Source organism: Microbacterium marinilacus (assembly GCF_019753765.1).
Taxonomy (GTDB): Bacteria; Actinomycetota; Actinomycetes; order Actinomycetales; family Microbacteriaceae; genus Microbacterium; species Microbacterium marinilacus.
In genome coordinates this window covers 204,627-227,490 of the sequence record NZ_JAIJZW010000003.1, presented here as the reverse complement: position 1 = coordinate 227,490, position 22,864 = coordinate 204,627, and the positions used below count along the sequence as shown (strand labels likewise).

The window sequence follows — 22,864 nt, the reverse complement described above, 5'->3', positions numbered from 1 at the left end:
GCGCTCGCCGCGACGGATCAGCCGCCCAGAGCGGACAGCCCCGCGGCGAGCGCGAAGCCGAAGACGGTCGCGACCCCGGCCAGGTCCTTGGCGCGCTTCTGCGCCTCGGGGATCATCGAGTCGACCATCATCACGAGCAGCGCCCCAGCCGCGAACCCGTTCAGCCCGGTGCGGATCGACGCCGACGCCACATCGGCGAGGGCCCACCCCGCGACCGTCGAGAGCGCGCACAGCGCGGCCACGGCGGACCAGATGCCCAGCACGGCCGGCCGCTTCACGCCGCCGTCGAGCAGGTCGGACGACGATCCGATGGACTCGGGCAGGTTGGACACGAAGATCGCCACCACGAGCGCGACGCTGACGCCGGCGCCGTCGGCGAGGCCGAAGCCGAGCACCAGCTGCTCGGGGATGCCATCGAGCAGCGCGCCGAGAGCGAGCGGCACGCCCGCGGCGGCGCCTCCGCCCGCGCGCTTCGCCCAGCGCTCCACCAGGCGGTCGGCGGTGAAGTAGACGGCCGCGCCCAGGGCCACGCCGATCGCGAGCGGCACCGGCCCGCCCTGCTCGAGGCCGTCCTGCCACAGCTCGAACGCGATGCTCGCGATGAGCGCGCCCGCGCCGAACCCGAGCACGATGCCGAGCAGGCGGTCGGGCCAGGCGCGGATCCCGGCGAGCACCGCCCCGAGCACGAGCGGCGCGGCCGCGACCGCGCCCCACAGCAGACTCTCCAGCACGGGCTCACACTCTCACGATCCGCGGCAGCATGATGGATCCATGTCCACGAATCCTGCACGCATGACCAATCGCACCGCCTGGGCGGCATTCTGGGTGGCCCTGGCGGGGCTCGTGCTGATGCCGATCCCCCTCTTCATCGGGCTGATCCTGGGCGGCGGCCTGTCGCTGGTCGCCGCGGTGCTCGTCGTGATCGCTCTCCTGAAGGGGCTGAGCCGACAGGGCAAGGGGATTGCGCCGGTGGTGTTCGCGGGCATCTTCGTCGCGCTGACGTGGGGAGGCATCTCGGCAGGCGGCGGGATCGTGTGGTGATCAGACGGGCGGACGGGGCGACGAGGCGCTGAGAGCGTGGCGACGAGGCGTTGAGCGAGCGACGCACACGGCCACCCGAGCTCCGGCGAGAGACAGTTATCGCGTGTCGTGGAATGCGATATCGTGTAGCGGAATTATCCGACACGACATCCCGCACGTCCGGAAGGCCCCCGCATGCTGGTCCTGAGCGACTCCGAGGTCCGCACCCTCTTCACCGACGACCTCGCGCGGGAGACGGTCCGCTCGGCCGCCCGCCAGTTCTCCTCGGGCGAAGCGGACATCCCCGCGCGCGTGCAGATGCGGCTCCCGGTCGACCACACCGAGCTGCTCGTGATGCCGGGGAGCCTGCCCGGCATCGGCGCCCTCGGCGTGAAGACCGTCGGCGAGTTCCCCCGGAACGCCGCCGCGGGAGTCCCCACCGCGCCGGCGACCGTCCTGCTGTTCGATCCTGAGACGGGACTGCCCGAGGCGTTCCTCGACGGCACCTCGCTCACCCTCGCCCGCACGGCCGCCATGTCCGTCGTCGCGGCCGAGCACCTGGCCGTGGACCGCCCGACGTCGCTGGCCGTCATCGGCGCGGGAGGCCAGGCGCTGTCCCACATCGAGGCGTTCGCGCGCCGCTTCCCGCTGGAGCGCGTCCGCATCACCAGCCGCACGAGGGAACGAGCGCACGCCACCGCGGCCGCGGCATCGGCAGGCGGCATCGCGGTGGAGGTGACCGCCGATGCCGCGAGCGCGGTGGCGGGCGCCGACATCGTGATCTCGGCCACGACCGCGCGCCGGCCCGTGGTGCCCGACGACGCGCTGGCCGCGCACGCCTGCGTCATCGGCATCGGCGCGCACAGCCCCGAGCACGCCGAGATCGAGGCGGCCACCGTCGCCCGCGCCGCCCGTGTGGCCGTCGACACCCGCAGGGGGTCGATCGACGGCGCCGGCGACATCGCCCAGGCGATCGGGCTCGGGGCTCTCCGCCGCGACGACGTCGCCGAGCTCGGCGAGCTCGTCACGGGCGCGGTGCCCGGACGCGCCGCGCACGACGGGATCACGGTGTTCAAGAGCATCGGCTTCGCCGCGCTGGACCTCGTCGCCGCCCGCGAGCTCGTCGCCAGGGCCCGAGCCGAGGGCCTCGGCATCGACGTGGCGCTCTGAGCCCCCTCCCGTCCCGCATCCCCACCCCGACCGCCCATACAGACGAAGGAGCACGACGCATGCAGGTCGTCACCCGAGCACTCGACGTGCTCAAGACCATCGCGATGTCCGAGGCGCCGCTGTCCCTGGCCGAGACCAGCGCCCTCCTCGACCTGCCCGCGCCGACGGTGCACCGGTTCCTGGCCGTGCTCACCGAGGCCGGCTACGTCACCAAGGACGATCTGACGCGCCGCTACGCCACCGGCCCGGAGCTGGACGCCATCACGCGGCGCAGCTCGCTCGCCCGCATCGGCAAGCTGGCCGAGCCCGTGCTCGCCGACCTCCACGGCCGGTACGACGAGACCGTGTTCCTGACGCAGAAGGAGGGAGACGACGCGGTCGCGACGTCGGCGCTGGTCTCCACCCGCCCCCTGCGCCTGACGGTGCACGTGGGCCAGGTGCTGCCGTGGCACGCCGCGGCCTCAGCGCGATCCCTGCTGGCCTACCTCCCCGAGAACGCCGCGACGCCGCTCCTGGACGCGAGCGGGTTCAGCCGCTTCACGTTCAACACCCCGCAGTCGGCGGACGACGTGCGCGAGCACCTGAAGAACGTGCGGCTGCGCGGCTACGACATCTGCGACGACGAGCTCGACAGCGGGGTGTGGGCCGCGGCCTCCCCGATCCTCGACGCACGCGGCACGGTGCTCGGCTCGGTGACCGTCGGCGGCCCGGGAGACAGGATCGACGACACGCTCCGCGCCTCGATCATCGCGGACGTGCAGAGCGCGGCCAAGAGCGTGTCCGACGCTCTCGGGAACGCGTGACGGAGGGGACGCGCATGACCGACGACAGCCTCGAGATCCACGCCGTCCGCCTGTACGGCGAGGGCCGCCCCGTCGACGTCCTGGTGGAGGACGGGCGGATCGCACGGATCCGCCCGTCGACGTCGACGGACGGCCGCCGGGTGCTGCTGCCGGGTCTCGTCGACCTGCACACCCACCTCCGCGAGCCCGGCGGCAGCGGCGAGACCATCGCATCCGGCACCCGAGCGGCGGCGGCGGGCGGCTACACCGACGTCTTCGCGATGGCGAACACCGTCCCCGCCACCGACCGCCTGGAGCGCGTGCTCGCCGCCAGGGAGCTCGCGGCGGGCGCCTCGGCGCGCGTCCACGTGAACGCGGCCGCCACCCTCGACCTGGCAGGTCAGGCGCTCGTCGACGTCGAGGGTCTCGCCGCCGCGGGCGTGCGCGTCTTCACCGACGACGGCCGGTGCGTCGCCGACGACGGGCTCGCCTACGCCCTGCTGCAGCGCGTCGCCGCGACCGGCACGGTGTTCGCGCAGCACGCGCAGAGCCCCTCGATCGTCGGCGACGGCGTCATCAACGAGCCCGTCGCCGACGCCGCCGGCTGCGCCGGATGGCCGCCCGCCGGCGAGGAGGCGATCGTGGCGCGCGACATCGCGCTCTCGCTGCGCACCGGCGGGCGCCTGCACGTCTGCCACCTGTCGACCGCCCACACGGTCGACCTGCTGCGAGCCGGGCGGTCGCTCGGCGCACCGGTGACGGGCGAGGTCACACCGCACCACCTCCTCCTGACCGACCACGACGCCCTCGACCGCGGGGCCGCGCTGAAGGTCAACCCGCCCCTGCGGAGCGCCGACGATGTCGCCGCCCTGCGCAGCGCCCTGCGCGACGGCGTGATCGACGTCGTCGCCACGGATCACGCGCCCCACCCCGCCCACACCAAGCGCGGCGGATGGCACGAGGCGGCGTTCGGCCTGACGGCGCTCGAGACCGCCCTGCCGATCGTGGCGGAGGTCTTCGCCGACGGCGACGACGTCGACTGGCGGGGGGTCGCGCGCGTGATGTCGACCACCCCCGCGGCCATCGGCGGCATCGCCGGCCTGGTCCCCGTCGACCTCGCGGTCGGGGAGCCCGCCAGCGTCTGCGTCGTCGAGGAGACGCCGTGGACCGTCGATCCGGACGATCGCCACAGCGCCTCGGGCAACACGCCCTTCGCGGGGAGACGTTTCCGCCACCGGGTCTCGCAGACCGTGCTCGCCGGCAGGATCACACACGGAGACCCGTCGTGACGGCGGCTGCGCGGCGCATCGTGGTCGGGATCTCGGGGGCGTCCGGAGCAGCGCTCGGGGTGCGCGTCCTCGAGCTCGCGCGCGGGGCCGGCTACGAGACCCACCTGGTCGTGAGCCGCGGCGCGCGGGCGACCATCACGTCGGAGCTCGGCATGTCGCCGGCGGACGTCGCGGCGCGGGCGGACGTCGTCCACGCGGACGGCAACCTCGGAGCGACGATCGCGAGCGGGTCCTTCCGCACGGCCGGCATGATCGTCGCTCCCTGCTCGATCAAGACGCTCTCGGCCATCGCCAACAGCCACGCCGACACCCTGCTGTCGCGCGCCGCGGACGTGACGCTCAAGGAGCGCCGCCCGCTCGTGCTCATGGTCCGCGAGACGCCCCTGCATCGAGGACACCTGCGGCTGATGTCGCTCGCGGCGGAGTCGGGCGCGGTGATCTTCCCGCCGGTCCCGGCCTTCTACAACGAGCCGCAGACCATCGCGGACGTGGTCGACACCGCCGCGCGACGCGCGCTGGAGCAGGCGGGGGTCTTCCTCGACGACACCACCCGCTGGGCGGGCATGCAGGCCTGAGCCCGACCGGCGCCCGCCCGGCGAGTCGCCGTCACGTCCGCGCGAGGGGCGTCTCGCCCACCTCCGACGCGGGCGTCGCGTCGTCGACGGCGATCGCGAGGACGACCTCGTGGCCGTCCGCCGCGAGGAAGACCGCCACCGGCCCGACGGAGCGGTAGGCGTCGAAGGTCACGCCGACGAGCAGCACCCGGCTCGACGCCGGAAGCGCCCGAGAGAGGCTCATGAGCCCCTCGTCGACCGCGACAGCGAAGCGGGGGACGTCGAGCGCGGACGCCACGAGGTGCGCGAGGATCGCATCGGCGTCGCCGCTCCAGTGCACGACGGCCGTCGGGGCGACGGAGGCGGCCAGTGCGGCCGCGGCGGCGCCCAGGGCCTCCGCACGATGGGGCGCGATGCCCAGGTCGATGCGCCCGTGCTCCCGCAGCGCGTCCAGGTGCGAGGTGGGGGAATCGGTCATGGTCTCTCCTTCTGTCATCGGCGTCTCGGCCTGTGCAGCACGGCTCAGCGCCCGGCGGCCACGCGTTCGTCGCGCGCCGCCGCCAGCTGCGCGTCGAGGGCGCGGACCGCCGCGACCAGGGCGTCGACCCCGACGGCGATCTCCGAGGCGTCGGTCCACTCCTCCGGAACGTGCGAGAGCCCGTCCCTGCTGGGGACGAAGAGCATCCCCGTCGGCACGATCGTGTTGATCATCTGCGCGTCGTGGCTCGCGCCGGAGCTGAGCACGCGATATGAGGAGCCGCCGGACACGGCGGCCTGGACGAGCGCGTTGCGGACCCACAGCGGAAGGATCACGGGCGAGGTGTCGGCGATGAGCCGCACATCCACGCCCACGCCGCGTCGTCTGGCCGTCGCCATCACCCGCGAGACGATCTCGGTCGTCGCGCTGCGCTGCCGGTCGGCGTCGACGTCGCGCACGTCGAGGCTGAACGTCACGCGCCCGGGGATGGTCGTGATCGAGTTGGGCGACACCTCGAGACGGCCGACCGTCGCACGGGTGCCGCGGTGGGCATGGTCGGTCGCGAGCTGCTCGGCGGTCAGCACCGCCTCCGCAGCGGCGGCCAGGGCGTCCGCGCGGCCCGCCATGGGCGTCCCACCCGTGTGCGACGGCCGCCCGTGCAGGGTGAACGACAGCCTCGTGGAGCCGGAGATCGAGTCGACGGGCCCGAGCGCGGCCCCGGAGTCCTGCAGCACCCGCCCCTGCTCGATGTGCAGCTCGAGGAAGACCGCCCACTCCGACGGGTCCCAGCGCGCGGTCGCCGCGCGGTCGGCGTCGAAGCCCAGCGCGCGCATGGCGTCCGCGAGCGGGATGCCGTCGCGGTCGACGAGCTCGTCGACGAGAGGCCGCGGCGTGAGGCCCGCGGCGAAGCGCGACCCGAGGCAGGCCTGCCCGAAGCGCGCACCCTCCTCGCCGGCGAAGGCCACCACGCGCACGGGATGCGTGAGCGGCTCACCGCCCTCGACGAGAAGCCGGACGAGCTCCATCCCCGCCACGACGCCGGCGACGCCGTCGAAGCGCCCGCCCTCGTAGACCGAGTCGAGGTGGCTCCCGGTCCCGATCGCGCGGGCATCCGGGTCGGTCCCGGGCAGCTCGGCGATCGTGTTGCCGGCCTCGTCGACGCGGATCGCGCAGCCCAACGCCTGCATCCGCTCGGCGAAGCGGGCGTGCGCCTCGCGTTCGAGCGGGCTGTACGCCAGGCGGGTCACGCCCGGGCCGGGCTCCGTGAGCCGGGCGAAGTCGTCGAGCAGCTCCCCGACCGCCCGCGCGTCGGCGGCGTTCATCGCGCGCCGCCGTTCTCGTGCTGCGCGAGGAGGTCCTGCAGGTCGAAGAGGGGCTCGAACACGACGCCCGCCGCCGCGAGCGCGTCGCGCGCCCCGCGGTCGTTGTCGATGACGCTGCGCGCCTCGACCACGGTCGCGCCGCTCCCGGTCAGCGCCCGCGCCGCGGAGAGGAGGCGCGCCCCGGTGTTCGTCACGTCCTCGATGACCATGACGCGCTCACCCGGGTGGAGCTCGCCATGGGCATGCCAGGCGCCGTCGATCTCGCGCAGCGCGACGAACGGCAGGCCGGTCTCCAGCGCGAGACCCGACACGATGGCGAGCGAGCCGGGCTCCGTGCCCACGAGCCGATCGATGCCCGTCGGGATGAGCAGTCCCAGCACCCCGACGAGACGACGCAGCACCGTGGGGCGCGTCATGAACAGCGCGGGCTCAAACCACAGCCCGTCGGCCGCGCCGGGCTCACCGTGCCGGTCGGTGAAGAGGGACGCCGCGATGAGGTCGCGCGACAGCTCCCGCCTGCGCTGAGGCAGGTCCTGGAACACGTCGGTGTCGCGACGCAGGAGGGCGGTGAGGAGATCGTCCACGTGTGCTCCCAAGTGTCCTGTCAACGGTGCCGGGTCAACGCTGCCGGGGTCGCAGCAGGCGCTCCACGAGCACCTGCAGCGTGCCGGTGACGAGCAGCAGGACCGCGACGAGCGCATAGGTGTCGGCGGATCGCAGCCGACTCTGCGAGGCGTGGATCTCGTGCCCGAGGCCCATGGTCGACCCGAGCAGCTCGGCGAGGACCACCGAGATGGACACCACGGAGAGGCCGATGCGCAGGCCCGCGAGGATCATGGGCTGCGCCGCCCCCGCCTTGATGAAGAAGTCCATCTGCATCGGCGACGCGCGGAAGGCACGGCCGACCGTCACGAAGCGCGCGTCGACCGTCCGGAGGCCGCGCATCGTGTTGAAGGCGATGGGGAAGAACGCCCCGGCGGCGGCGTAGAAGATCTTCGACTCGACGCCCGCGCCCAGCCAGAGCAGGAACAGGGGGTACAGCAGCGCGAACGGCAGCATGTATCCCCACGCGAACATGGGCTCGAACGCCATCGCGCTCACCCGCGAGCGGGACAGCAGGAAGCCGGCGGCGAGACCGGCACCCGCGGCGATGACGAACGCGGCGGCCATCTCGCCGAGCGTCACGAGCATCTGGCCCCACATCGAGGGGGTCGTGACGACGTCCACGAACGCCTCGGCGAAAGACGACATGTCCGGCAGGATCAGCCCGGACACGCCGCCGGGACCGGTCGCGTACCACCACGCGAAGAGGACCGCGACGACCAGCAGCAGCCGGAGGAGCACGACGGCCGTCTTGCGCCGCACGAGCGCCGAGGTACGGGCGCTCATGCGGGCACCGGCGACTCGAGCATCTCGAACAGATGCACCCGGATGTCCTGGAAGGCGCGCGAGGTCATGAACTCCATGCCGCGCGGCCGGGGCGCGTCGACGCGGATCTCCTCCGCGATGCGGCCGGGGCGGGCGCTCATCACGACGATCCGATCTGCCCAGAAGATCGCCTCGTCGAGGCTGTGGGTGATCATCACGACCGACTGCTCGGCCTCCGTGAGCAGGGTGACGAGGTCGTGTCCGAGCTTGCGCCTGGTCTGCTCGTCGAGCGCGCCGAAGGGCTCGTCCATGAGCAGCATCCGCGGCTCCACGGCGAGCGCGCGCGCCATCGCCACGCGCTGCTGCTGACCGCCCGACAGCTGGGCGGGAAAGCGGTCGGCGAGATCGCCGAGGCCGACGAAGTCGAGCTGACGCTGCGCCATGTCCAGCGCCTCGGCCTTCGGCACCCCCTGGAACCGCAGCCCGGCGGCCGCGTTCTCGCGCACCGTCTTCCACGGGAAGAGGCTGTAGTCCTGGAACACGAAGGCGCCGCGGCGCGGGTCCGGCGCGGTGATGACGTCGTCCCCGAAGCGGATGGTGCCCGAGGTCGACTCCTGCAGCCCGCCGATGCAGTGCAGGAGCGTCGACTTGCCGCATCCGGACGGGCCGATGACGGTGACGAACTCGCCGGGCTCGGTGCGGAGGTTGATGTCGTCGAGCGCGGTGAAGACCGAGCCGTCGTCGGCGGTGTACTCCACCGAGAGGTTCGAGATGGTGAGGTTGCTCATGCGCTTCGCTCCTAGAACTCGTCGCGGACGCCGCGCCAGCGGCTGAGGTGGTTCTCGAGCCGCGTCCACAGGCTGCTCGCGAGGATGATGGCGACGGCGGTGACGACGATGAGGGCCATCGCCTCATCGACCTGGAAGTTGTTCGTGTACAGGCGCACGAGGTATCCGATGCCCACCGTCGACACGAACAGCTGGGCGATGACGACGCCCACGAAGCCGTTGCGGATGCCGTGCCAGATGCCGGCGAAGATGCCCGCCGTCGCCCCGGGCAGGATGACGTCGAGGAACAGCCGGACGGTGCCGGCCCGGTAGGCGGTCCCCACGCGCAGGTGGCGCGGCTCGATGAGATCGAGGCCCGCCACGACGTTGACCGTCACGTGCACGAAGGCGAGGATCGCGCCGAACACCGTCCCGGCTTCGACGCCGAGCCCGACGAGCAGCACGATGATGGGCAGGAACACCGACTTGGGCACGCTCATGAGCAGCTGCACGACGGGGAGGTACGCCTCGCGCAACAGCGCGCTGAGCCCGAGCGCGACGCCGGCGACGATGCCGAGGGCCGTCCCGACGACGAACGCCACCACGAAGGACGCCAGAGTCATGCCGATCGCGGACAGCGCGTCCGCGTCGGTGAAGATCTGGGCCACGCCGCCCAGGACGCCGCTGGGGCTCGAGGCGTACCGCGGATCGATGACGCCGACGCGGGCGAGCACCTCCCAGAGCACGAGGCCCGCGGCGATGACGGCGAGGCGGAGCCGCAACGCGGCGGCGCGGGTCGCGCGCTGCCGCGTTGCGGGGGCGGTGGTGCTGCTCACTGGTACAGCTCGCTCCACAGGGTGTAGGCGACCTCGTCGATCGTCTCCCCGTCGCCGAGCGTGTACTCCGCGTTCTCCTTCAGCCCGGCCAGCTCGCTGTCGGTGATGACGCCGTCGGACGACAGGCGCGGCAGCGTCTCCTCGGCGACGCGCTCGGCGACGGACTCCGGCACGCTCCACTCGTCGACCAGGACGTCGACGAACGGCTGCGGGTCGGCCTGCAGCGCCTCGACCTCGGCGAAGTACGCCTCGAAGAACTCCCTCACCGCGGCGGGGTGCGCGTCGCCGAAGTCGTTCATGACCGCGAAGGCCTGCTGCACGTTGTCGCCGACGTAGTCCGCGGCGTCCCCGACGATCACCCCGGTGCCCTCCTCCTCCATCCGGAAGGCGACCTGGCTGTTCCAGGCGAAGGCGTCGATCTGACCGGCGGTCAGCGCGGCCGTCAGCGACGACAGGTCGCCGATCGCGGTGACCGAGTAGTCGCCGTCCTCCCAGCCCATGCTCTCGGCCAGCTTCACGACCGAGTACTCGCCGGGCGAGCCGGCGCCGGTGACGCCGAAGTTCGCGCCCTCGAGGTCCTCGACGGCGTCGAAGCCCGGGCGGGCGATGATCTTCTGATCCCAGTAGGAGAGGTTGCTCGCGGCGATGGTCGCGTCGAGCCCGAGGTCGATGCTCGACGCCATCGTGTTGCCCGAGGCGAGCGCGATGTCGGCCTCGCCCCCGGCCATCACCTGGGCGATCGTCGGCGTGGTGGCCTCGATGACCTCCACCTCGAGGTCGGTGTCGTCGAAGGTGCCGAGCGCGTCCATGGCCTGGATCGCGATGAAGGGGAACGAGTTCGAGACCGAGGTCGCGACCCGGACCGTGACGGGACCCTCCTCCTGGTCCGCGCCCTCCGCGCCGCCGCCGCAGGACGCCAGCACGAGAGCTGCGGGAAGAACGGCCGCGACGAGACCCGCGCGGAGGAATCGGTGGGGATGCTTCATGCTCATGTGGGGTTCCTTGGGTGACGACGAGACGAGAATTCCGTGTTACGGAATTCAATTACGTGGTGCGAACTCCCCGAGAGTAGAGACTTCCGACCGGGGATCGCAATCCCAGGGCGGCCCCCACAGCCGAACGAAACATGGAATTTACGCAGAGCCGCTCCGTCGCCCCGCGAGACCGCCCGTTCAGGCGAGGGTCTGACCGCCGTCGATCACGATCGACGCGCCGACGGTGAAGCCCGCGGCGTCCGAGCAGAGGTAGACGACGGCCCCCGCGACCTCCTCCGGGCTGCCGAACCGCCCCTGGGGGATCGTCGCCGTCCGCGCGGCGACGAACGCGGGATCCGTCACATAGCCGGCGTTGAGCCCCGTCGGGATGGTGCCCGGGGCGATGCTGTTGACCCGCACGCCGCGCGGGGCGAGCTCGAGCGCCATCGAGCGGGTGAGCATCGCCACCGCCCCCTTGGAGGTGGCATAGGCCGAGCTGCCGACGGCCGCCTGCACCTGACGCGTCGACGCGACGTTGACGATGCTTCCGGCGCCCGCCACGACCATGCGCCGCGCCGCGGCCTGCCCGAAGAGGAAGTAGCCGTCGACATTCGTCTCGAGGACGCGGCGCCACTCCGCCAGGCTCGTGTCGAGGAACGCGTCGGTGCTGGTCACCCCCGCGTTGTTGACCAGGATGTCCAGCCCGCCGAAGGCCGCGTCGGCCGCGTCGACGGCGCGCGCAGCGGTCTCGGGGTCGCGGACGTCGCCGCTCACCGACACCGCCTCGCCGCCGCGCGCGCTCAGCTCCGCCGCCAGCCCGTCGGAGGCTCCGGCATGACGCGTGTGCAGCACCAGCCGCGCCCCCGCGTCGGAGAGCCCGCGCGAGATCGCCGTGCCGAGTCCGCCGTCGGCGCCCGTGACGATCGCGACCCGGCCGTCCAGCCGCATCACGACGCGACTCGCGATGCGACACCCGCCAGCAGCGCGCCGGGGCGTGACAGCTCCTCCGCAAGGCCGAACGTGCGTGCCGCCCACCACAGGATCGCGAGGTTGCTCGAGACGACGGGCGCCCCCAGCTGCGCCTCCAGCTCGGGCAGGCGGCGCAGGGTGGGCCAGTTCGTCGAGGCGATCACGACGCCGTCGGCGTCGGCGACGAACGAACCCCGCGCCAGCAGGCTCGCGGAGTCGTCGGCGAGCCGGTTGGTCGCGAACCACTCGCGCGGATCGCCGCTGCCCACGCGGAAGTCGCGCGACACGGAGGCCACGGGCGGGATGCCCTCGGCACGGAGCACCGTCTCCAGCTGCCGGCGAGAGCGATCCGTGTAGGGAGCGACCAGCACGGGGCGGGCGATGCCGGCGGCCCGCGCCGCGGCGATGGTCGCGTTGGTCGCCGTCACCACCGGCACCCCGCACCGCTCGGCGATGAGACCGGCCAGAGACCGCCGCGAGTCCTCCCCACCCGAGAAGCTCGTCTCGGCGCAGGCGTACACGACCGCGTCCACGCCCGACTCGACGATCGCCGCCGCCAGCTCGACCGCCTGCTCGCGCATGGCCGCGTGCTCGATCGCCGTGAGCCGGAACCCGTGCACGCTGACGCCCTCGAGCGCGAACTCCGCCAGCTCGGGCTCGATCACGACGTTGTCGGCCGGCAGGATCAGGCCCAGCCGTCCGCGCGAGCCGTAGGGAGCGCTCATCGAGCGGCACCCCCGCCGGCGAGGTAGACGGTCTCGTCGGGCATCCGCCACCCCGCACGCTCCAACTCGGCAGCCAGCGAGTAGCCGTCGTACCCGACCGGGACGGGCGCCTCGTACATCCGACGCGCCTCCCCCAGCGGGGCCGTCGCGTCGACGCCCATCTTGGCGCTCGTGCGCGCGGCGGGCGCCGACGGGTCGAGCGTGGGGCTGTAGAGGTTCGGCACGATGACCACGTCCTGGTCGGGCTGGACGCGGGTGTTGACGGCCCACTCCACCTGCAGCATGTCGTACGGGTCGATGTCCTCGTCCACCACGGTGACGAGCTTCGCTCCGAGGTTGCCGGCGAGCATCGCGAGCATCAGGTTGCGCGGCTCCGCGGGGTGCCGCTTCTTCATGGAGACCACGACGTGGTGGCGCGTCGTGCCGCCGGGGGTGACGTGCACCGAGCGCACGTCCGGCGAGATGCGCAGCGCCTCGCGATACGCCATCGCGGTCGCCCCCGGCTGCATCATCCAGTGGTTCTCGGTCATCGGCGTGCCCGTGAGGGTGTTCTGGTAGAACGCGTCGCGACGGTGGGTGATGGCGGTCACGCGCATGACCGGTGCGGGCTTCGCCTCGCTGTAGGTGCCGGGATACTCGCCGAACGGGCCGTCCGACTCGAGCCGCCCCGGCTCGATCACGCCCTCGATGACGATCTCGGCGTGCGCCGGCACGTCGACGTCGATCGTCTTGCAGCGGACCATCTCGACCGGCTCGCCGCGCATGCTGCCGGCGATGGCGAACTCGTCGACCCCGTAGGGCGCGCGGGCCTGGCTCGCGAGCTGGGTGACCGGATCCGCGCCCAGGACGACGGCGACCTCGGCGCCCTTGCCCTTGTCGTTCCAGCGCTCGATGATCGTGCGCAGGTGGCGTCCGGGAGGCGCGAAGAGCGTCAGGTGGTCGCGGTCGAGGGGCAGCTGCCGATGGATCGAGACGTTGGCGACGCCCGTGTCGGGGTCGCGAGCGACCTGCAGGCCCGCCGTCAGATAGCGGCCCCCGTCGAGCTCGAAATGCCGCAGTAGGGGCAGCGACAGCACGTCGACGTCGTCGCCGGTGACCACGACCTCCTGGACGGGCGCGTCCGCGCCGAAGGCGACGGGGTCGATCGGGTTGCGCTCGAGCTGGTCGAAGTTGCGCAGCAGCCAGTCGTAGTCGCGCCCGAGCGCGAGCGCGACGCGGCGCGAGGCGCCGAAGACGCCGCTGACGCATCCGAACGCGCTGTCGCGCATCGACTCGAACATCAGGGCGGGTCCGTCCTGGGCCGAGCTCTGCCGCGTGAGGGCGACCGCCTCGTACTCCCAGTCGACCTCGCGCGAGATGCGCACCAGGTCCCCCCGATCCTCGAGGGCCGTGAGGAACTCACGAAGGTCACGCCAGGCGGCCATCGCACACCAACTTCCGTGTCATGGAATTGAATTTCATTCAACGACAGTCCACCACATCGGGGGGCGCGCCTTCAAGACGCTCGCGCCGATGCCCCGAGACGGAGGGGCGGAGGCCAGACCCTAGACTTGGGTCCATGTCGAAGGTCCTCGAGTCCCTGCCCGTCGGCGAGCGCGTCGGCATCGCCTTCTCCGGGGGTCTCGACACCTCCGTCGCCGTGGCGTGGATGCGCGACAAGGGCGCCGTCCCGTTCACCTACACGGGCGACCTGGGCCAGTACGACGAGGACGACATCGCCTCGATCCCCGGCCGCGCGCTGAACTACGGCGCCGAGGCCTCGCGGCTGATCGACTGCAAGCCGATGCTCGTCGAGGAGGGGTTCGGCGCGCTCGCCTGCGGCGCCTTCCACATCCGCTCGGGCGGCCGGACGTACTTCAACACCACCCCCCTCGGTCGGGCCGTAACCGGCACGCTGCTCGTGCGCGCCATGCGCGAGGACGGCGTCGAGATCTGGGGCGACGGGTCGACCTACAAGGGCAACGACATCGAGCGGTTCTACCGCTACGGCCTGCTCGCCAACCCCCGGCTGCGCATCTACAAGCCGTGGCTCGACGCGACGTTCGTGACCGAGCTCGGCGGCCGCAAGGAGATGAGCGAGTGGCTCGTCGCGCACGGCTTCCCCTACCGCGACTCGGCCGAGAAGGCCTACTCGACGGACGCGAACATCTGGGGCGCGACGCACGAGGCCAAGACGCTGGAGGAGCTGGACGTCTCGCTCGAGATCGTCGACCCGATCATGGGCGTGCGGTTCTGGGACCCGTCCGTGGAGATCCAGCCCGAGGACGTGACCGTGACCTTCGAGGCCGGCCGCCCGGTCGCGATCAACGGCGTCGAGTTCGCCGACGCGGTCGCGCTGGTGCAGGAGGCCAACACGATCGGCGGTCGGCACGGCCTGGGCATGAGCGACCAGATCGAGAACCGGATCATCGAGGCCAAGTCGCGCGGCATCTACGAGGCGCCCGGCATGGCGCTGCTGTTCATCGCGTACGAGCGACTCGTCAACGGCATCCTCAACGAGGACACCCTCGCGACGTACCACGAGCAGGGCCGCCGCCTCGGCCGCCTGATGTACGAGGGCCGCTGGCTCGAGCCGCAGTCGTTCATGCTGCGCGAGTCGATCCAGAAGTGGGTCGGCACCGCGGTCAGCGGCTCCGTGACCCTGCGCCTGCGGCGCGGCGAGGACTACACGATCCTCGACACGTCGGGCCCCGCGCTGTCCTACGCCGCCGAGAAGCTGTCGATGGAGCGCGTGGGCGACGCCGCCTTCGGCCCCACCGACCGCATCGGACAGCTCACGATGCGCAACCTGGACATCGCCGACTCGCGCACCCGCCTCGAGCAGTACGCCGGGCTGGGGCTCATCGGAGGCCCGACGGCAGAGCTCGTCGGCGCGCTCGAGTCGGGCGAGGCGGTCGAGATCACGCACGCCGCCGCGCCCGCGGGCCTCGGCGAGGAGGAGTTCGCCGACGCCGTGGAGGCCGCGAGCGAGTCGGCCGCCTTCGACGCCGGCACCGACTGACCCGCCGCCCCGCCCCGCCCCCACCGCGAGACCGCAGATCCTGCGCGAGACCTGAAGTCTCGCGCGAGACCTGAGCCGACGGCGACGGTCTCGCACAGCGGATGCGGTCTCGCACGGCGGATGCGGTCTCGCACGGCTGCAGGCCGACGCCTACCGGATGCGCGCGGCGGGTGGGATCCTCATCTTGATCCGGGCGTCCGTCCCGGCGATGAGAGGAACCCCATGGGCTACAAGGTCTCTCCGTACATCTCCTTCCGCGACGGCGCGGCGGAGGCGCTGGACTTCTACCGGTCGGTGCTCGGCGGACGGCTCGACATCACGCGGATGGGCGACATGCCCAGCCCGGATCTCCCGGAGAGCGACCGCGACAAGGTCATGCACGGCCAGCTCGACCTCGAGAACGGCTTCGTCCTGATGGCGTCGGACACCCCGTCGGACATGGAGTTCGACGCCGGCCAGCGCGTCAGCGTGACGCTGTTCGGCGACGACGGTCCGGAGCTCTCGGAGCTCTTCGACCGGCTCGCAGAGGGCGGCAGCGTGGTCGAGCCGTACGCGCAGGCGCCGTGGGGCGACTACTTCGGGATGCTCACCGATCGCTTCGGGGTGTTCTGGATGCTCAACGCCTCGAGCGGCCGGCCGGACTGATCAGCGGCGCAGGATGCGCCGGGCCAGCCAGTTGCCGAGGCCCTGCACGATCTGCGTGACGATGATGATGATGACGAGCGCCGACCAGGTGACGACCTCGTCGAAGTTGCGCAGACCGTAGGACACCGCGTAGTAGCCGAGACCCTGGCCGCCGGCCAGGCCGGCCACGGCCGACATGTCGATCAGCGCGACGATCGCGAACGTGTAGCCCAGGATGAGCGGTCCCGCGCCCTCGGGCAGGATCACCGTGCGGATGATCCGCCACGGGCTCGCCCCGGCGGCGCGCGCCGCCTCGATCACTCCGGGGTCCACCGTGACCAGGTTCTGCTCGACGATGCGCGCGATCGCGAACGTCGCGGCGATCGAGAGCGAGAAGATGATGGCCTCGTTGCCGATGCCCTTGCCGATCACGAGCCGGGTGAAGGGCTGCATCGCCACCAGGAAGATGATGAACGGGATCGGGCGGATCGTGTTCACGAGCGCGTTGAGCACGCCGTAGACGACGGGCTGCTGCAGGATGCCGCCGCGACGCGTGACGGTGATCGTCGTGCCGATGGCGAGACCGGCGATGCCGCCGAAGACGAGCGCCGCGACCACGATCCACAGGGTGATCCCGGTCTGCTCCAGCAGTTTCGGGGAGAGCTCCGACAGGCGGTCGAGCAGGTCGTTCACAGTGCCACCTCCGTGACGGTCACGCCCGCCCCGACGCCCGCGAGCGCCGAGCGCACCGCGGCCTCGTCTCCGCGCACGGCGATCGTCAGCAGGCCGTAGACGCGCCCCTGGATGTCGTCGACGCCGCCGTGCACCAGGTTGAAGTCGACTCCGGCGCGGGCGAGCGCGGCGAACACGCGCGCCTCGGAGGCACCGGAGTCGGTGAACGAGATCGTGAAGAAGCGTCCGTCGTGCTGGGCGCGCAGCGCCGCCAGCGCCTCGCCCTCCGGCAGCGCGCGGACCACCGTGCGCACGAACCGCTTGGCCGTGTCGGTGCGCGGGGCGGTGAAGACGTCGTACGTCGGCCCCTGCTCGACCACCCTGCCGCGCTCCATGATGGCGACCTTGTTGGCGATGCGGGTGATGACGTCCATCTCGTGGGTGATCACCACGATCGTGACGCCGAGCTCGCGGTTGACCCGCGCGAGCAGGTCGAGCACCTCGTCGGTCGTCTCCGGGTCGAGGGCGCTGGTGGCCTCGTCGGCGAGCAGGATGCCGGGCTCGGCCGCGAGGGCGCGGGCGATGCCCACGCGCTGCTGCTGGCCGCCCGACAGCTGCTCCGGGTAGGCGTCGGCCTTGTCGGCGAGGCCGACGAAGTCGAGCAGCTCGGCGACGCGCGCCGCCCGCTGCTGCCGGGGCATCCCCGCCACCTCGAGCGGATAGGCGACGTTGCGGCGGATGTTGCGGGAGCGCAGCAGGTTGAAGCGCTGGAAGATCATGCCGATGCCCTGCCGCACCTCGCGCAGCTTGCGCTCGGGCAGCTGCGCGACGTCGACGCCGTCGATCTCGATGGAGCCGGACGTCACGGGCTCGAGGCCGTTGATCAGTCGGACCAGCGTCGACTTGCCGGCGCCGGAGTATCCGATGACGCCGAAGACGTCGCCGCGTTCGATCTCGAGGCTGACGTCCTCGACGGCGGCGACCGGATCACCGCCCCGGCGCTGCGGCGGATACGTCTTGAAGACGTCGGAGATGCGGATGTGCGGCATGGATCCTCAGGTCGGCAGAACGGAAGGAGGCGCGTGTGCGGGAATCCGCGGGGCCGGACTGCGGCACCCGACAGGGGGATTCTCGCGCACGCGCCTCCCGTGGTGTCACTTGCTGGCGGCGAAGGCTTCCTGCGTGTCGGCGAGGGAGGCCTGCAGCTCGTCGGCCGGGGTCTGGGCGAGCACCGCGGTGCCGCCGGAGACCTCCAGCACGCCGTCCTGCACGTCCTGGTTGGTCTGGTAGATCTCGACGAGCTTGTTCAGCACCTCGTTGTCGACGTCCTCCGACCGCACGGCGAAGACGTTGACGTAGGGCAGGGCCGACTCGTCCGACGCGCTGTCGGCCGCGATGGCGGTCTCCGGGTCGATGCCGGCCTTCGTGACGTAGTCGTTGTTCGCGATCGCGGCGGCGACGTCGGGCAGCGAGGTGAGGGTCAGGTCGGCGGCGACGGTCTCGACCTCGACGCGCGACTCGTCCTCGATGATGTCCTCGGGGGTCGAGTAGGCGCTGCCGCCGTCCTCGAGCGCGATGAGACCCGCCTCCTGCAGCACGAGCAGGCCGCGCGCGAGGTTGGTCGCGTCGTCCGGCACGAGCACCGTCTCGCCGTCCGGGATGTCGTCCGGAGAGTCGTACTTGTCGGAGTACAGGCCGAGGGGGTAGATCGCGGTGGCGCCGATGGGCTGCACGTCCTCGCCGCTCTCCTCGTTGTACTGCGCGAGGAAGAGGATGTGCTGGAACTGGTTGATGTCGAGGTCGCCCTCGGTCAGCGCGGGGTTCGGCTGCGAGTACTCGGTGAAGTCGACGATGTCGATGGCGATGTCCTCGGCCTCGACCGCCTCCTTGTAGACGTCCCAGTAGGGGTCGCTCGCTCCGACGACGCCGAGCTGGACGGGGTTGTCGGCGGTGCCGAGCGCGGGCTCGTCCGAACCGGCGCCGTCGTCGCCCGAGGCGCACCCGGCGAGGGCGAGCAGGCTGAGGGCGGCGATGGGGACGATCGCGCGGGTGATGCGAGACATGTGGTGCTCCTTCGGTGCTGTCCTCCCACGCTAGGCGACGCCCTCTCGGCCGCACGAACCGGCCGACACATCGCGAAACAGACCTCGCAGCGGGGTCAGCGAAACGGTGCGCCGACCGCGTTGCGGTGGTACTCGAAGATGATGCTCGTGCGGGTCGAGGCGACCGACTGCTGCGCGGAGAGGTGGTCGACGACGAAGCGCCGGACGTCACTCGATCCCTCGACGGCGATGTGCACGAGGAAGTCGTCGACGCCGCCGACGAAGAACAGCTGCAGCACCTGCGGCAGCCGTCGCACCTCGTCGGCGAACTGGACGATGGCGTCGTGGCGCGCCCCGGGGCGCAACGTCACCCCGATCATCGCCTGCAGCCCCCGGCCGAGCCGGTTGTGGTCGACGCTGGCGTGGAAGCCGCGGATCACGCCCCGCTCGACGAGCGAGCGCGTGCGCGCGTGGGCGGTCGAGGGTGCCACGTCGAGCGCCGCCGCGAGGTCGGCGTTCGTGATGCGTCCGTCGCGCTCCAGGATCGCGACGATGCGCTCGTCCAGCTCGTCGAGACGCGCGGGATGTGGATTCTTCGGCGTCGATCCGGCTTCTTCGTCGATCATCGTCGTTCTCGTTCGCACTCGAGGCACATCACCGAATGATCTTCGCATGTAACCCCTTCGAAACGAACAGACTGCGATCCTTTCCCCTGACCTGCCCCCGCCCTGAGGAGCGAAGACATGCGGATCGGGATCCCGACCGAGATCAAGAACAACGAGAACCGCGTGGCCATCACCCCGGCCGGCGTCGACGCGCTGGTGGCCCGTGGCCACGAGGTGCTCGTGCAGAGAGGCGCGGGGCTCGGCTCGCGCATCGCGGACGCCGACTTCGCCGCTGCCGGGGCCCGCGTCGTCGCCGACGCCGAGGAGGTGTGGGGCGGCTCCGAGCTCCTCGTCAAGGTGAAGGAGCCCGTCGCCGCCGAGTACGGCCTCCTGCGCGACGATCTCACGTTGTTCGCCTACCTGCACCTGGCCGCCGATCTGCCCCTGACCCGTGCCCTGGTCGACGCGGGCACCACCGCCGTCGCCTATGAGACCGTGCAGCTGCCGGACCGCTCCCTGCCGCTGCTCGTGCCGATGAGCGAGGTCGCGGGCCGCCTGTCGATCGCCGTGGGAGCCCACTCGCTGATGAGCGCGCACGGCGGCCGCGGCACGCTGCTCGGAGGCGTCGCCGGCACGCCGCGCGCGCACGTCGTCGTGATCGGCGGCGGCGTCGCGGGAGAGCACGCGGCAGCCAACGCGCTCGGCCTCGGCGCGCAGGTGACGGTGCTCGACGTGTCGCTGCCGCGACTGCGCGAGCTCGAGCGCCGCTACGGCGGCGCGCTGCAGACCCGCGCGTCCACGCGTTTCGCCGTCGCGGAGGCCGTCGCCTCGGCCGACCTCGTGATCGGATCGGTCCTGATCCCCGGTGCCGCCGCGCCGAAGCTCGTCACGCTCGACATGGTCGAGGCGATGAAGCCCGGAGCGGTGCTGGTCGACATCGCGATCGACCAGGGCGGCTGCTTCGAGGGGTCGCGCCCCACCACCCACGACGACCCCACGTTCGCCGTGCACGGGTCGCTCTACTACTGCGTCGCGAACATGCCCGGGGCGGTGCCGGAGACGTCCACCCGAGCCCTGACGAACGCCACCCTGCCCTACGTCGCCGCGATCGCCGACAAGGGATGGGATGCCGCGTCCGCGGCCGACCCGGCGCTGGCGAAGGGCTTGAACGTGCGGGGCGGGACGATCGTCAACGACGGCGTCGCCGCCGCCTTCGCGCAGCCGGCGCCGGTCGGCTGACACCGCCGCGGTGCCGGCGCTCCACCCCCGCGAGTGCCATTTCGCACTCACGAACCGAGGGCGAGTGCCATCTGGCACTCACGAACCGAGGGCGAGCGCCATTTGGCACTCACGGATGGCGCCTCGCGCGCGCCTCACGTCAGCAACGACGAGAGCCGCTCCGCGGATGCGGCATGGCGGTGGGCGGCGGCGAGCAGCAGGTCCATCCGGTCGCTCGGGCCACCGGCGCACAGGGCCGCGGCGAGCGCGCCGGACTCGCGCCGCAGAGGCACGGCGACGCACGCACGACCGCGGGCCAGCAGATCGGACTGCACCGCCATGCCGGATGCGCCGCCGTCGCGCTCCGCGAGCAGCAGCCGCCCGGCGGCCGACCTGTCGAGGTCGTGCTCCATGGCGACCGGATCCGCCAACGGCCACGCGGGATCGACGTCGAACGGCACCGGTGCGCCCGAGTCGTAGACGACGAGATGGACCGCGACGCCGCCGGCCGCATCGCGCAGCCGCGCGAGCAGCTCCCGCGCGGCGCGCGGCGGGCGGTCCAGGGTCCAGCCGCCGGCCGCCGTCGACCCGGAGGAACCCGTGAGGCGCGCGACGCGCGTCCCCAGCGCGAGACCGGCGATGTCCGCCAGGCGTACGAGGTACTCCTCCTCGACCAGCAGGTTGACGAGCCGATAGACGGTGGCGCGCGGCAGCGCGAGCCTGTCGACCAGCTCGCGGACCGTGACGCCGGGCCCCGCGCTCGCGACCTCCTCCAGCACCAGCAGCGCCGAGTGGATCGCGCGCGGCTGTTTCGGATGCAGGTCCCACTGCGTCACGGCGTGCCTCCGCGACGCCTCGGCGGCTCGCCGCTCGTGCCGGCCAGCGTGCGTGCGCCGCCCAGGACGTCGGACGGCAGCGGCACGTCGCGCGCCACGCTGCGCGTGGGGCGGCCGGCCGCCGATCGCAGCGCCGCGAGCACACCGACGACCGCGGGCAGCGCGATGCCGAAGAGGAGCACGCCGTTCACCTGGCCGGACAGCGCGGCGACGACGAGGAAGGCGACCAGGCTCGCCCCGAGCACCGCCGTCAGGACGACCGCCCGCACCACCGGCCAGGCGGTGGCCTCGCCGATGCGCCGCAGGAACGGCGGGACCGCCGCGCAGACCAGGACGTAGCCGAGAACGAACGAGCCGACCGCCGCCACGACGATCGTGTCCATCGCGTCGCGCAGGCCCATCCCGGCCGCGCGCAGCGCCACGGGCGCGACCACGAGCGGCACGCACGCGAGGGTCGCCGCCATCGGCACCCCCGTTCGCCGATGAGTGCGGCCGAACGCCCGCGGAAGGGTCCCCTCGCGCGACATCGAGAACAGGATGCGCACGAACGCCGTCGATGCGGCCACCGCGGCGGCGAAGAACGAGAAGCCGATGAGCACGTCCAGGGCGACCCCCGCCCAGCCCACGCCGTAGGCCTGCGCGATCGTGTCGAACGGCGACTCGTTCACGAGCCGGTCGAAGCCCAGCGTGCCGGCCGCGACCAGGCCGGCGACGGCGACGAAGACGAACACCGCGCCCGACACCGCGACGGTCCAGAGCAGCACGCGCGGGATCGTCGCGAACGGCCGCTTGGCCTCGACCCCGAGCGCGGCGGCGCTCTCGAACCCCACGAACGCGCTCATGGTGACGACCACGCCCAGCACGATGCGGTCGGGCTCGTCGACGCGCGGCACGAGGTGGACCGGGTCGAACGGCAGCACGGTGAGAAGCACCGCGATGACGGCGACGAGGGTGACGACCGTCGCCACCTCGACCACGAGCATCAGCCGGGTCGACAGGCGTATGCCGCCCAGCAGGACCGCGAGCAGCAGCACGCCCAGCGCGGCGCCCGCCGCGAGCATCACGCCCGGTCCGGCGCCGAACGCGTGGCCGACGAAGTGCGCGGCGGCGAAGAGCTCGAACACCGCGATCAGGCCGTACCCCACCAGCATGGCGGCCCCCGACGCGACGGAGGCGCGCGGGCCCAGCCCGAGCGACACGAACGTGTAGACGGAGCCGGCGGCGGCGACCCGCTTCGCGAACACGTTGATGCTCGCGGCGACCCCGAGGGCGATGAGGGCCGCGATCGTGACCGCCAGGGCCGAGCCGGCGCCCGCGACGGCGAACGTCAGCATCGGGATCGTCGTGGCGGCCGCCGAGGGCGCGAGAGCGGCGACCGACTGGCCGAGCACGTCGAAGAAGCCCACCGTGCGCCGGGCGAGGCCGTGCACCGGCGACGCCGCCGCGATCCGGCCGCCCGCTCCGCGCATCCGTCCTCCTCTGCCCGGCGGATCCTGTCGAGACGGTAGCGCCGCCGTGTGTCGGCCATGTGTCGCGGCGTGTGTCGAGGAGCGCGCGGCAAATGAGACCGACCCGTCTCACAGGCGGTGCAGGACTCGTCACGACCGGGCAA

General features: G+C 72.3%; 25 protein-coding genes. 8 read left to right on the top strand and 17 right to left on the bottom strand.

Translation table 11 applies throughout. From position 1 onward, the window contains the following. Positions 1 to 17: 17 nt before the first annotated feature. The gene (locus K5S26_RS06760; protein WP_221857191.1) at positions 18 to 731 is read right to left on the bottom strand and encodes a ZIP family metal transporter; all 714 of its coding nucleotides are present in this window, start codon (positions 729 to 731) and stop codon (positions 18 to 20) included. 61 nt (positions 732 to 792) lie between these two features. On the opposite strand from K5S26_RS06760, the gene K5S26_RS06755 reads away from it, so the two are divergent. The 5 genes from K5S26_RS06755 (at position 793) to K5S26_RS06735 (ending at position 4,836) form a co-directional block, all read left to right on the top strand. Beyond that, entirely contained in the window at positions 793 to 1,041 is a 249-nt protein-coding gene (locus tag K5S26_RS06755; protein WP_246603695.1) for a hypothetical protein, read from the top strand. 174 nt (positions 1,042 to 1,215) lie between these two features. Next, entirely contained in the window at positions 1,216 to 2,190 is a 975-nt protein-coding gene (locus tag K5S26_RS06750; RefSeq protein WP_221857187.1) for an ornithine cyclodeaminase family protein, read from the top strand. A 59-nt stretch (positions 2,191 to 2,249) separates the two neighbouring features. After that, complete coding sequence (locus K5S26_RS06745) at positions 2,250 to 2,993, top strand: IclR family transcriptional regulator (RefSeq protein WP_221857186.1); 744 nt, start codon at positions 2,250 to 2,252, stop codon at positions 2,991 to 2,993. A 14-nt stretch (positions 2,994 to 3,007) separates the two neighbouring features. Next, positions 3,008 to 4,261: a dihydroorotase gene (locus K5S26_RS06740; RefSeq protein WP_221857184.1), complete on the top strand. Its 1,254-nt coding sequence runs from the start codon at positions 3,008 to 3,010 to the stop codon at positions 4,259 to 4,261. Next, on the top strand, positions 4,258 to 4,836 hold the full coding sequence (locus tag K5S26_RS06735; RefSeq protein WP_221857182.1) for a UbiX family flavin prenyltransferase: 579 nt from the start codon (positions 4,258 to 4,260) through the stop codon (positions 4,834 to 4,836). Before K5S26_RS06740 ends, K5S26_RS06735 begins: the two co-directional genes overlap by 4 nt. 31 nt (positions 4,837 to 4,867) lie before the next feature. Here the strand turns inward: K5S26_RS06735 and K5S26_RS06730 are convergent, their stop codons facing one another. From K5S26_RS06730 to K5S26_RS06685, 10 genes are all read right to left on the bottom strand, one after another. After that, entirely contained in the window at positions 4,868 to 5,293 is a 426-nt protein-coding gene (locus K5S26_RS06730; protein WP_221857180.1) for a hypothetical protein, read from the bottom strand. Between the two features lie 44 nt (positions 5,294 to 5,337). Beyond that, a complete protein-coding gene (locus K5S26_RS06725; protein WP_221857179.1) occupies positions 5,338 to 6,615 on the bottom strand; it encodes a Zn-dependent hydrolase in 1,278 nt (425 codons plus the stop codon). After that, the gene (locus tag K5S26_RS06720) at positions 6,612 to 7,199 is read right to left on the bottom strand and encodes an orotate phosphoribosyltransferase (protein ID WP_221857178.1); all 588 of its coding nucleotides are present in this window, start codon (positions 7,197 to 7,199) and stop codon (positions 6,612 to 6,614) included. The genes K5S26_RS06725 and K5S26_RS06720 overlap by 4 nt, the downstream gene beginning before the upstream one ends. A gap of 34 nt (positions 7,200 to 7,233) precedes the next feature. Beyond that, positions 7,234 to 8,004, bottom strand: coding sequence for an ABC transporter permease (locus K5S26_RS06715; RefSeq protein ID WP_221857177.1), 771 nt, complete (start codon positions 8,002 to 8,004; stop codon positions 7,234 to 7,236). Continuing rightward, positions 8,001 to 8,771 (bottom strand): ABC transporter ATP-binding protein, encoded by a 771-nt coding sequence (locus tag K5S26_RS06710; protein WP_221857176.1) that lies wholly within the window; start codon positions 8,769 to 8,771, stop codon positions 8,001 to 8,003. Before K5S26_RS06710 ends, K5S26_RS06715 begins: the two co-directional genes overlap by 4 nt. An 11-nt stretch (positions 8,772 to 8,782) precedes the next feature. Beyond that, positions 8,783 to 9,586 carry an ABC transporter permease gene (locus tag K5S26_RS06705; RefSeq protein WP_221857175.1) on the bottom strand — a complete coding sequence of 268 codons (804 nt, stop codon included), beginning with the start codon at positions 9,584 to 9,586 and terminating at the stop codon, positions 8,783 to 8,785. Then, a complete protein-coding gene (locus K5S26_RS06700) occupies positions 9,583 to 10,578 on the bottom strand; it encodes an ABC transporter substrate-binding protein (RefSeq protein ID WP_221857174.1) in 996 nt (331 codons plus the stop codon). The genes K5S26_RS06705 and K5S26_RS06700 overlap by 4 nt, the downstream gene beginning before the upstream one ends. A gap of 180 nt (positions 10,579 to 10,758) precedes the next feature. Beyond that, positions 10,759 to 11,508: an SDR family NAD(P)-dependent oxidoreductase gene (locus tag K5S26_RS06695; RefSeq protein ID WP_246603737.1), complete on the bottom strand. Its 750-nt coding sequence runs from the start codon at positions 11,506 to 11,508 to the stop codon at positions 10,759 to 10,761. Then, positions 11,508 to 12,254 (bottom strand): aspartate racemase/maleate isomerase family protein, encoded by a 747-nt coding sequence (locus tag K5S26_RS06690; RefSeq protein ID WP_221857172.1) that lies wholly within the window; start codon positions 12,252 to 12,254, stop codon positions 11,508 to 11,510. Before K5S26_RS06690 ends, K5S26_RS06695 begins: the two co-directional genes overlap by 1 nt. Beyond that, entirely contained in the window at positions 12,251 to 13,678 is a 1,428-nt protein-coding gene (locus K5S26_RS06685; protein WP_221857171.1) for a UbiD family decarboxylase, read from the bottom strand. Before K5S26_RS06685 ends, K5S26_RS06690 begins: the two co-directional genes overlap by 4 nt. 134 nt (positions 13,679 to 13,812) lie before the next feature. Here K5S26_RS06685 and argG point away from each other — a divergent pair, with 134 nt between their 5' ends. Continuing rightward, positions 13,813 to 15,255 (top strand): argininosuccinate synthase, encoded by a 1,443-nt coding sequence (gene argG, locus K5S26_RS06680; RefSeq protein WP_221857170.1) that lies wholly within the window; start codon positions 13,813 to 13,815, stop codon positions 15,253 to 15,255. Between the two features lie 222 nt (positions 15,256 to 15,477). Then, a complete protein-coding gene (locus K5S26_RS06675) occupies positions 15,478 to 15,900 on the top strand; it encodes a VOC family protein (RefSeq protein WP_221857169.1) in 423 nt (140 codons plus the stop codon). On the opposite strand, the gene K5S26_RS06670 is transcribed toward K5S26_RS06675, so the two are convergent. The 4 genes from K5S26_RS06670 to K5S26_RS06655 all read right to left on the bottom strand — a co-directional run bounded on the left by K5S26_RS06670 (position 15,901) and on the right by K5S26_RS06655 (position 19,219). Continuing rightward, positions 15,901 to 16,572, bottom strand: a complete 672-nt coding sequence (locus K5S26_RS06670) for a methionine ABC transporter permease (RefSeq protein WP_308122815.1) — start codon at positions 16,570 to 16,572, stop codon at positions 15,901 to 15,903. It abuts the gene before it with no gap. After that, the gene (locus K5S26_RS06665; protein WP_221857168.1) at positions 16,569 to 17,600 is read right to left on the bottom strand and encodes a methionine ABC transporter ATP-binding protein; all 1,032 of its coding nucleotides are present in this window, start codon (positions 17,598 to 17,600) and stop codon (positions 16,569 to 16,571) included. The genes K5S26_RS06670 and K5S26_RS06665 overlap by 4 nt, the downstream gene beginning before the upstream one ends. 105 nt (positions 17,601 to 17,705) lie before the next feature. Next, positions 17,706 to 18,614, bottom strand: coding sequence for a MetQ/NlpA family ABC transporter substrate-binding protein (locus tag K5S26_RS06660; RefSeq protein ID WP_221857167.1), 909 nt, complete (start codon positions 18,612 to 18,614; stop codon positions 17,706 to 17,708). A gap of 95 nt (positions 18,615 to 18,709) precedes the next feature. Then, positions 18,710 to 19,219 (bottom strand): Lrp/AsnC family transcriptional regulator, encoded by a 510-nt coding sequence (locus K5S26_RS06655; RefSeq protein WP_221857165.1) that lies wholly within the window; start codon positions 19,217 to 19,219, stop codon positions 18,710 to 18,712. A gap of 117 nt (positions 19,220 to 19,336) precedes the next feature. Here K5S26_RS06655 and ald point away from each other — a divergent pair, with 117 nt between their 5' ends. Continuing rightward, positions 19,337 to 20,437 carry an alanine dehydrogenase gene (ald, locus tag K5S26_RS06650; protein ID WP_221857163.1) on the top strand — a complete coding sequence of 367 codons (1,101 nt, stop codon included), beginning with the start codon at positions 19,337 to 19,339 and terminating at the stop codon, positions 20,435 to 20,437. A 134-nt stretch (positions 20,438 to 20,571) separates the two neighbouring features. On the opposite strand, the gene K5S26_RS06645 is transcribed toward ald, so the two are convergent. After that, a complete protein-coding gene (locus K5S26_RS06645) occupies positions 20,572 to 21,252 on the bottom strand; it encodes a helix-turn-helix domain-containing protein (RefSeq protein ID WP_221857161.1) in 681 nt (226 codons plus the stop codon). Continuing rightward, complete coding sequence (locus K5S26_RS06640) at positions 21,249 to 22,721, bottom strand: APC family permease (RefSeq protein WP_221857159.1); 1,473 nt, start codon at positions 22,719 to 22,721, stop codon at positions 21,249 to 21,251. Before K5S26_RS06640 ends, K5S26_RS06645 begins: the two co-directional genes overlap by 4 nt. Between the last annotated feature and the right edge of the window lie 143 nt (positions 22,722 to 22,864).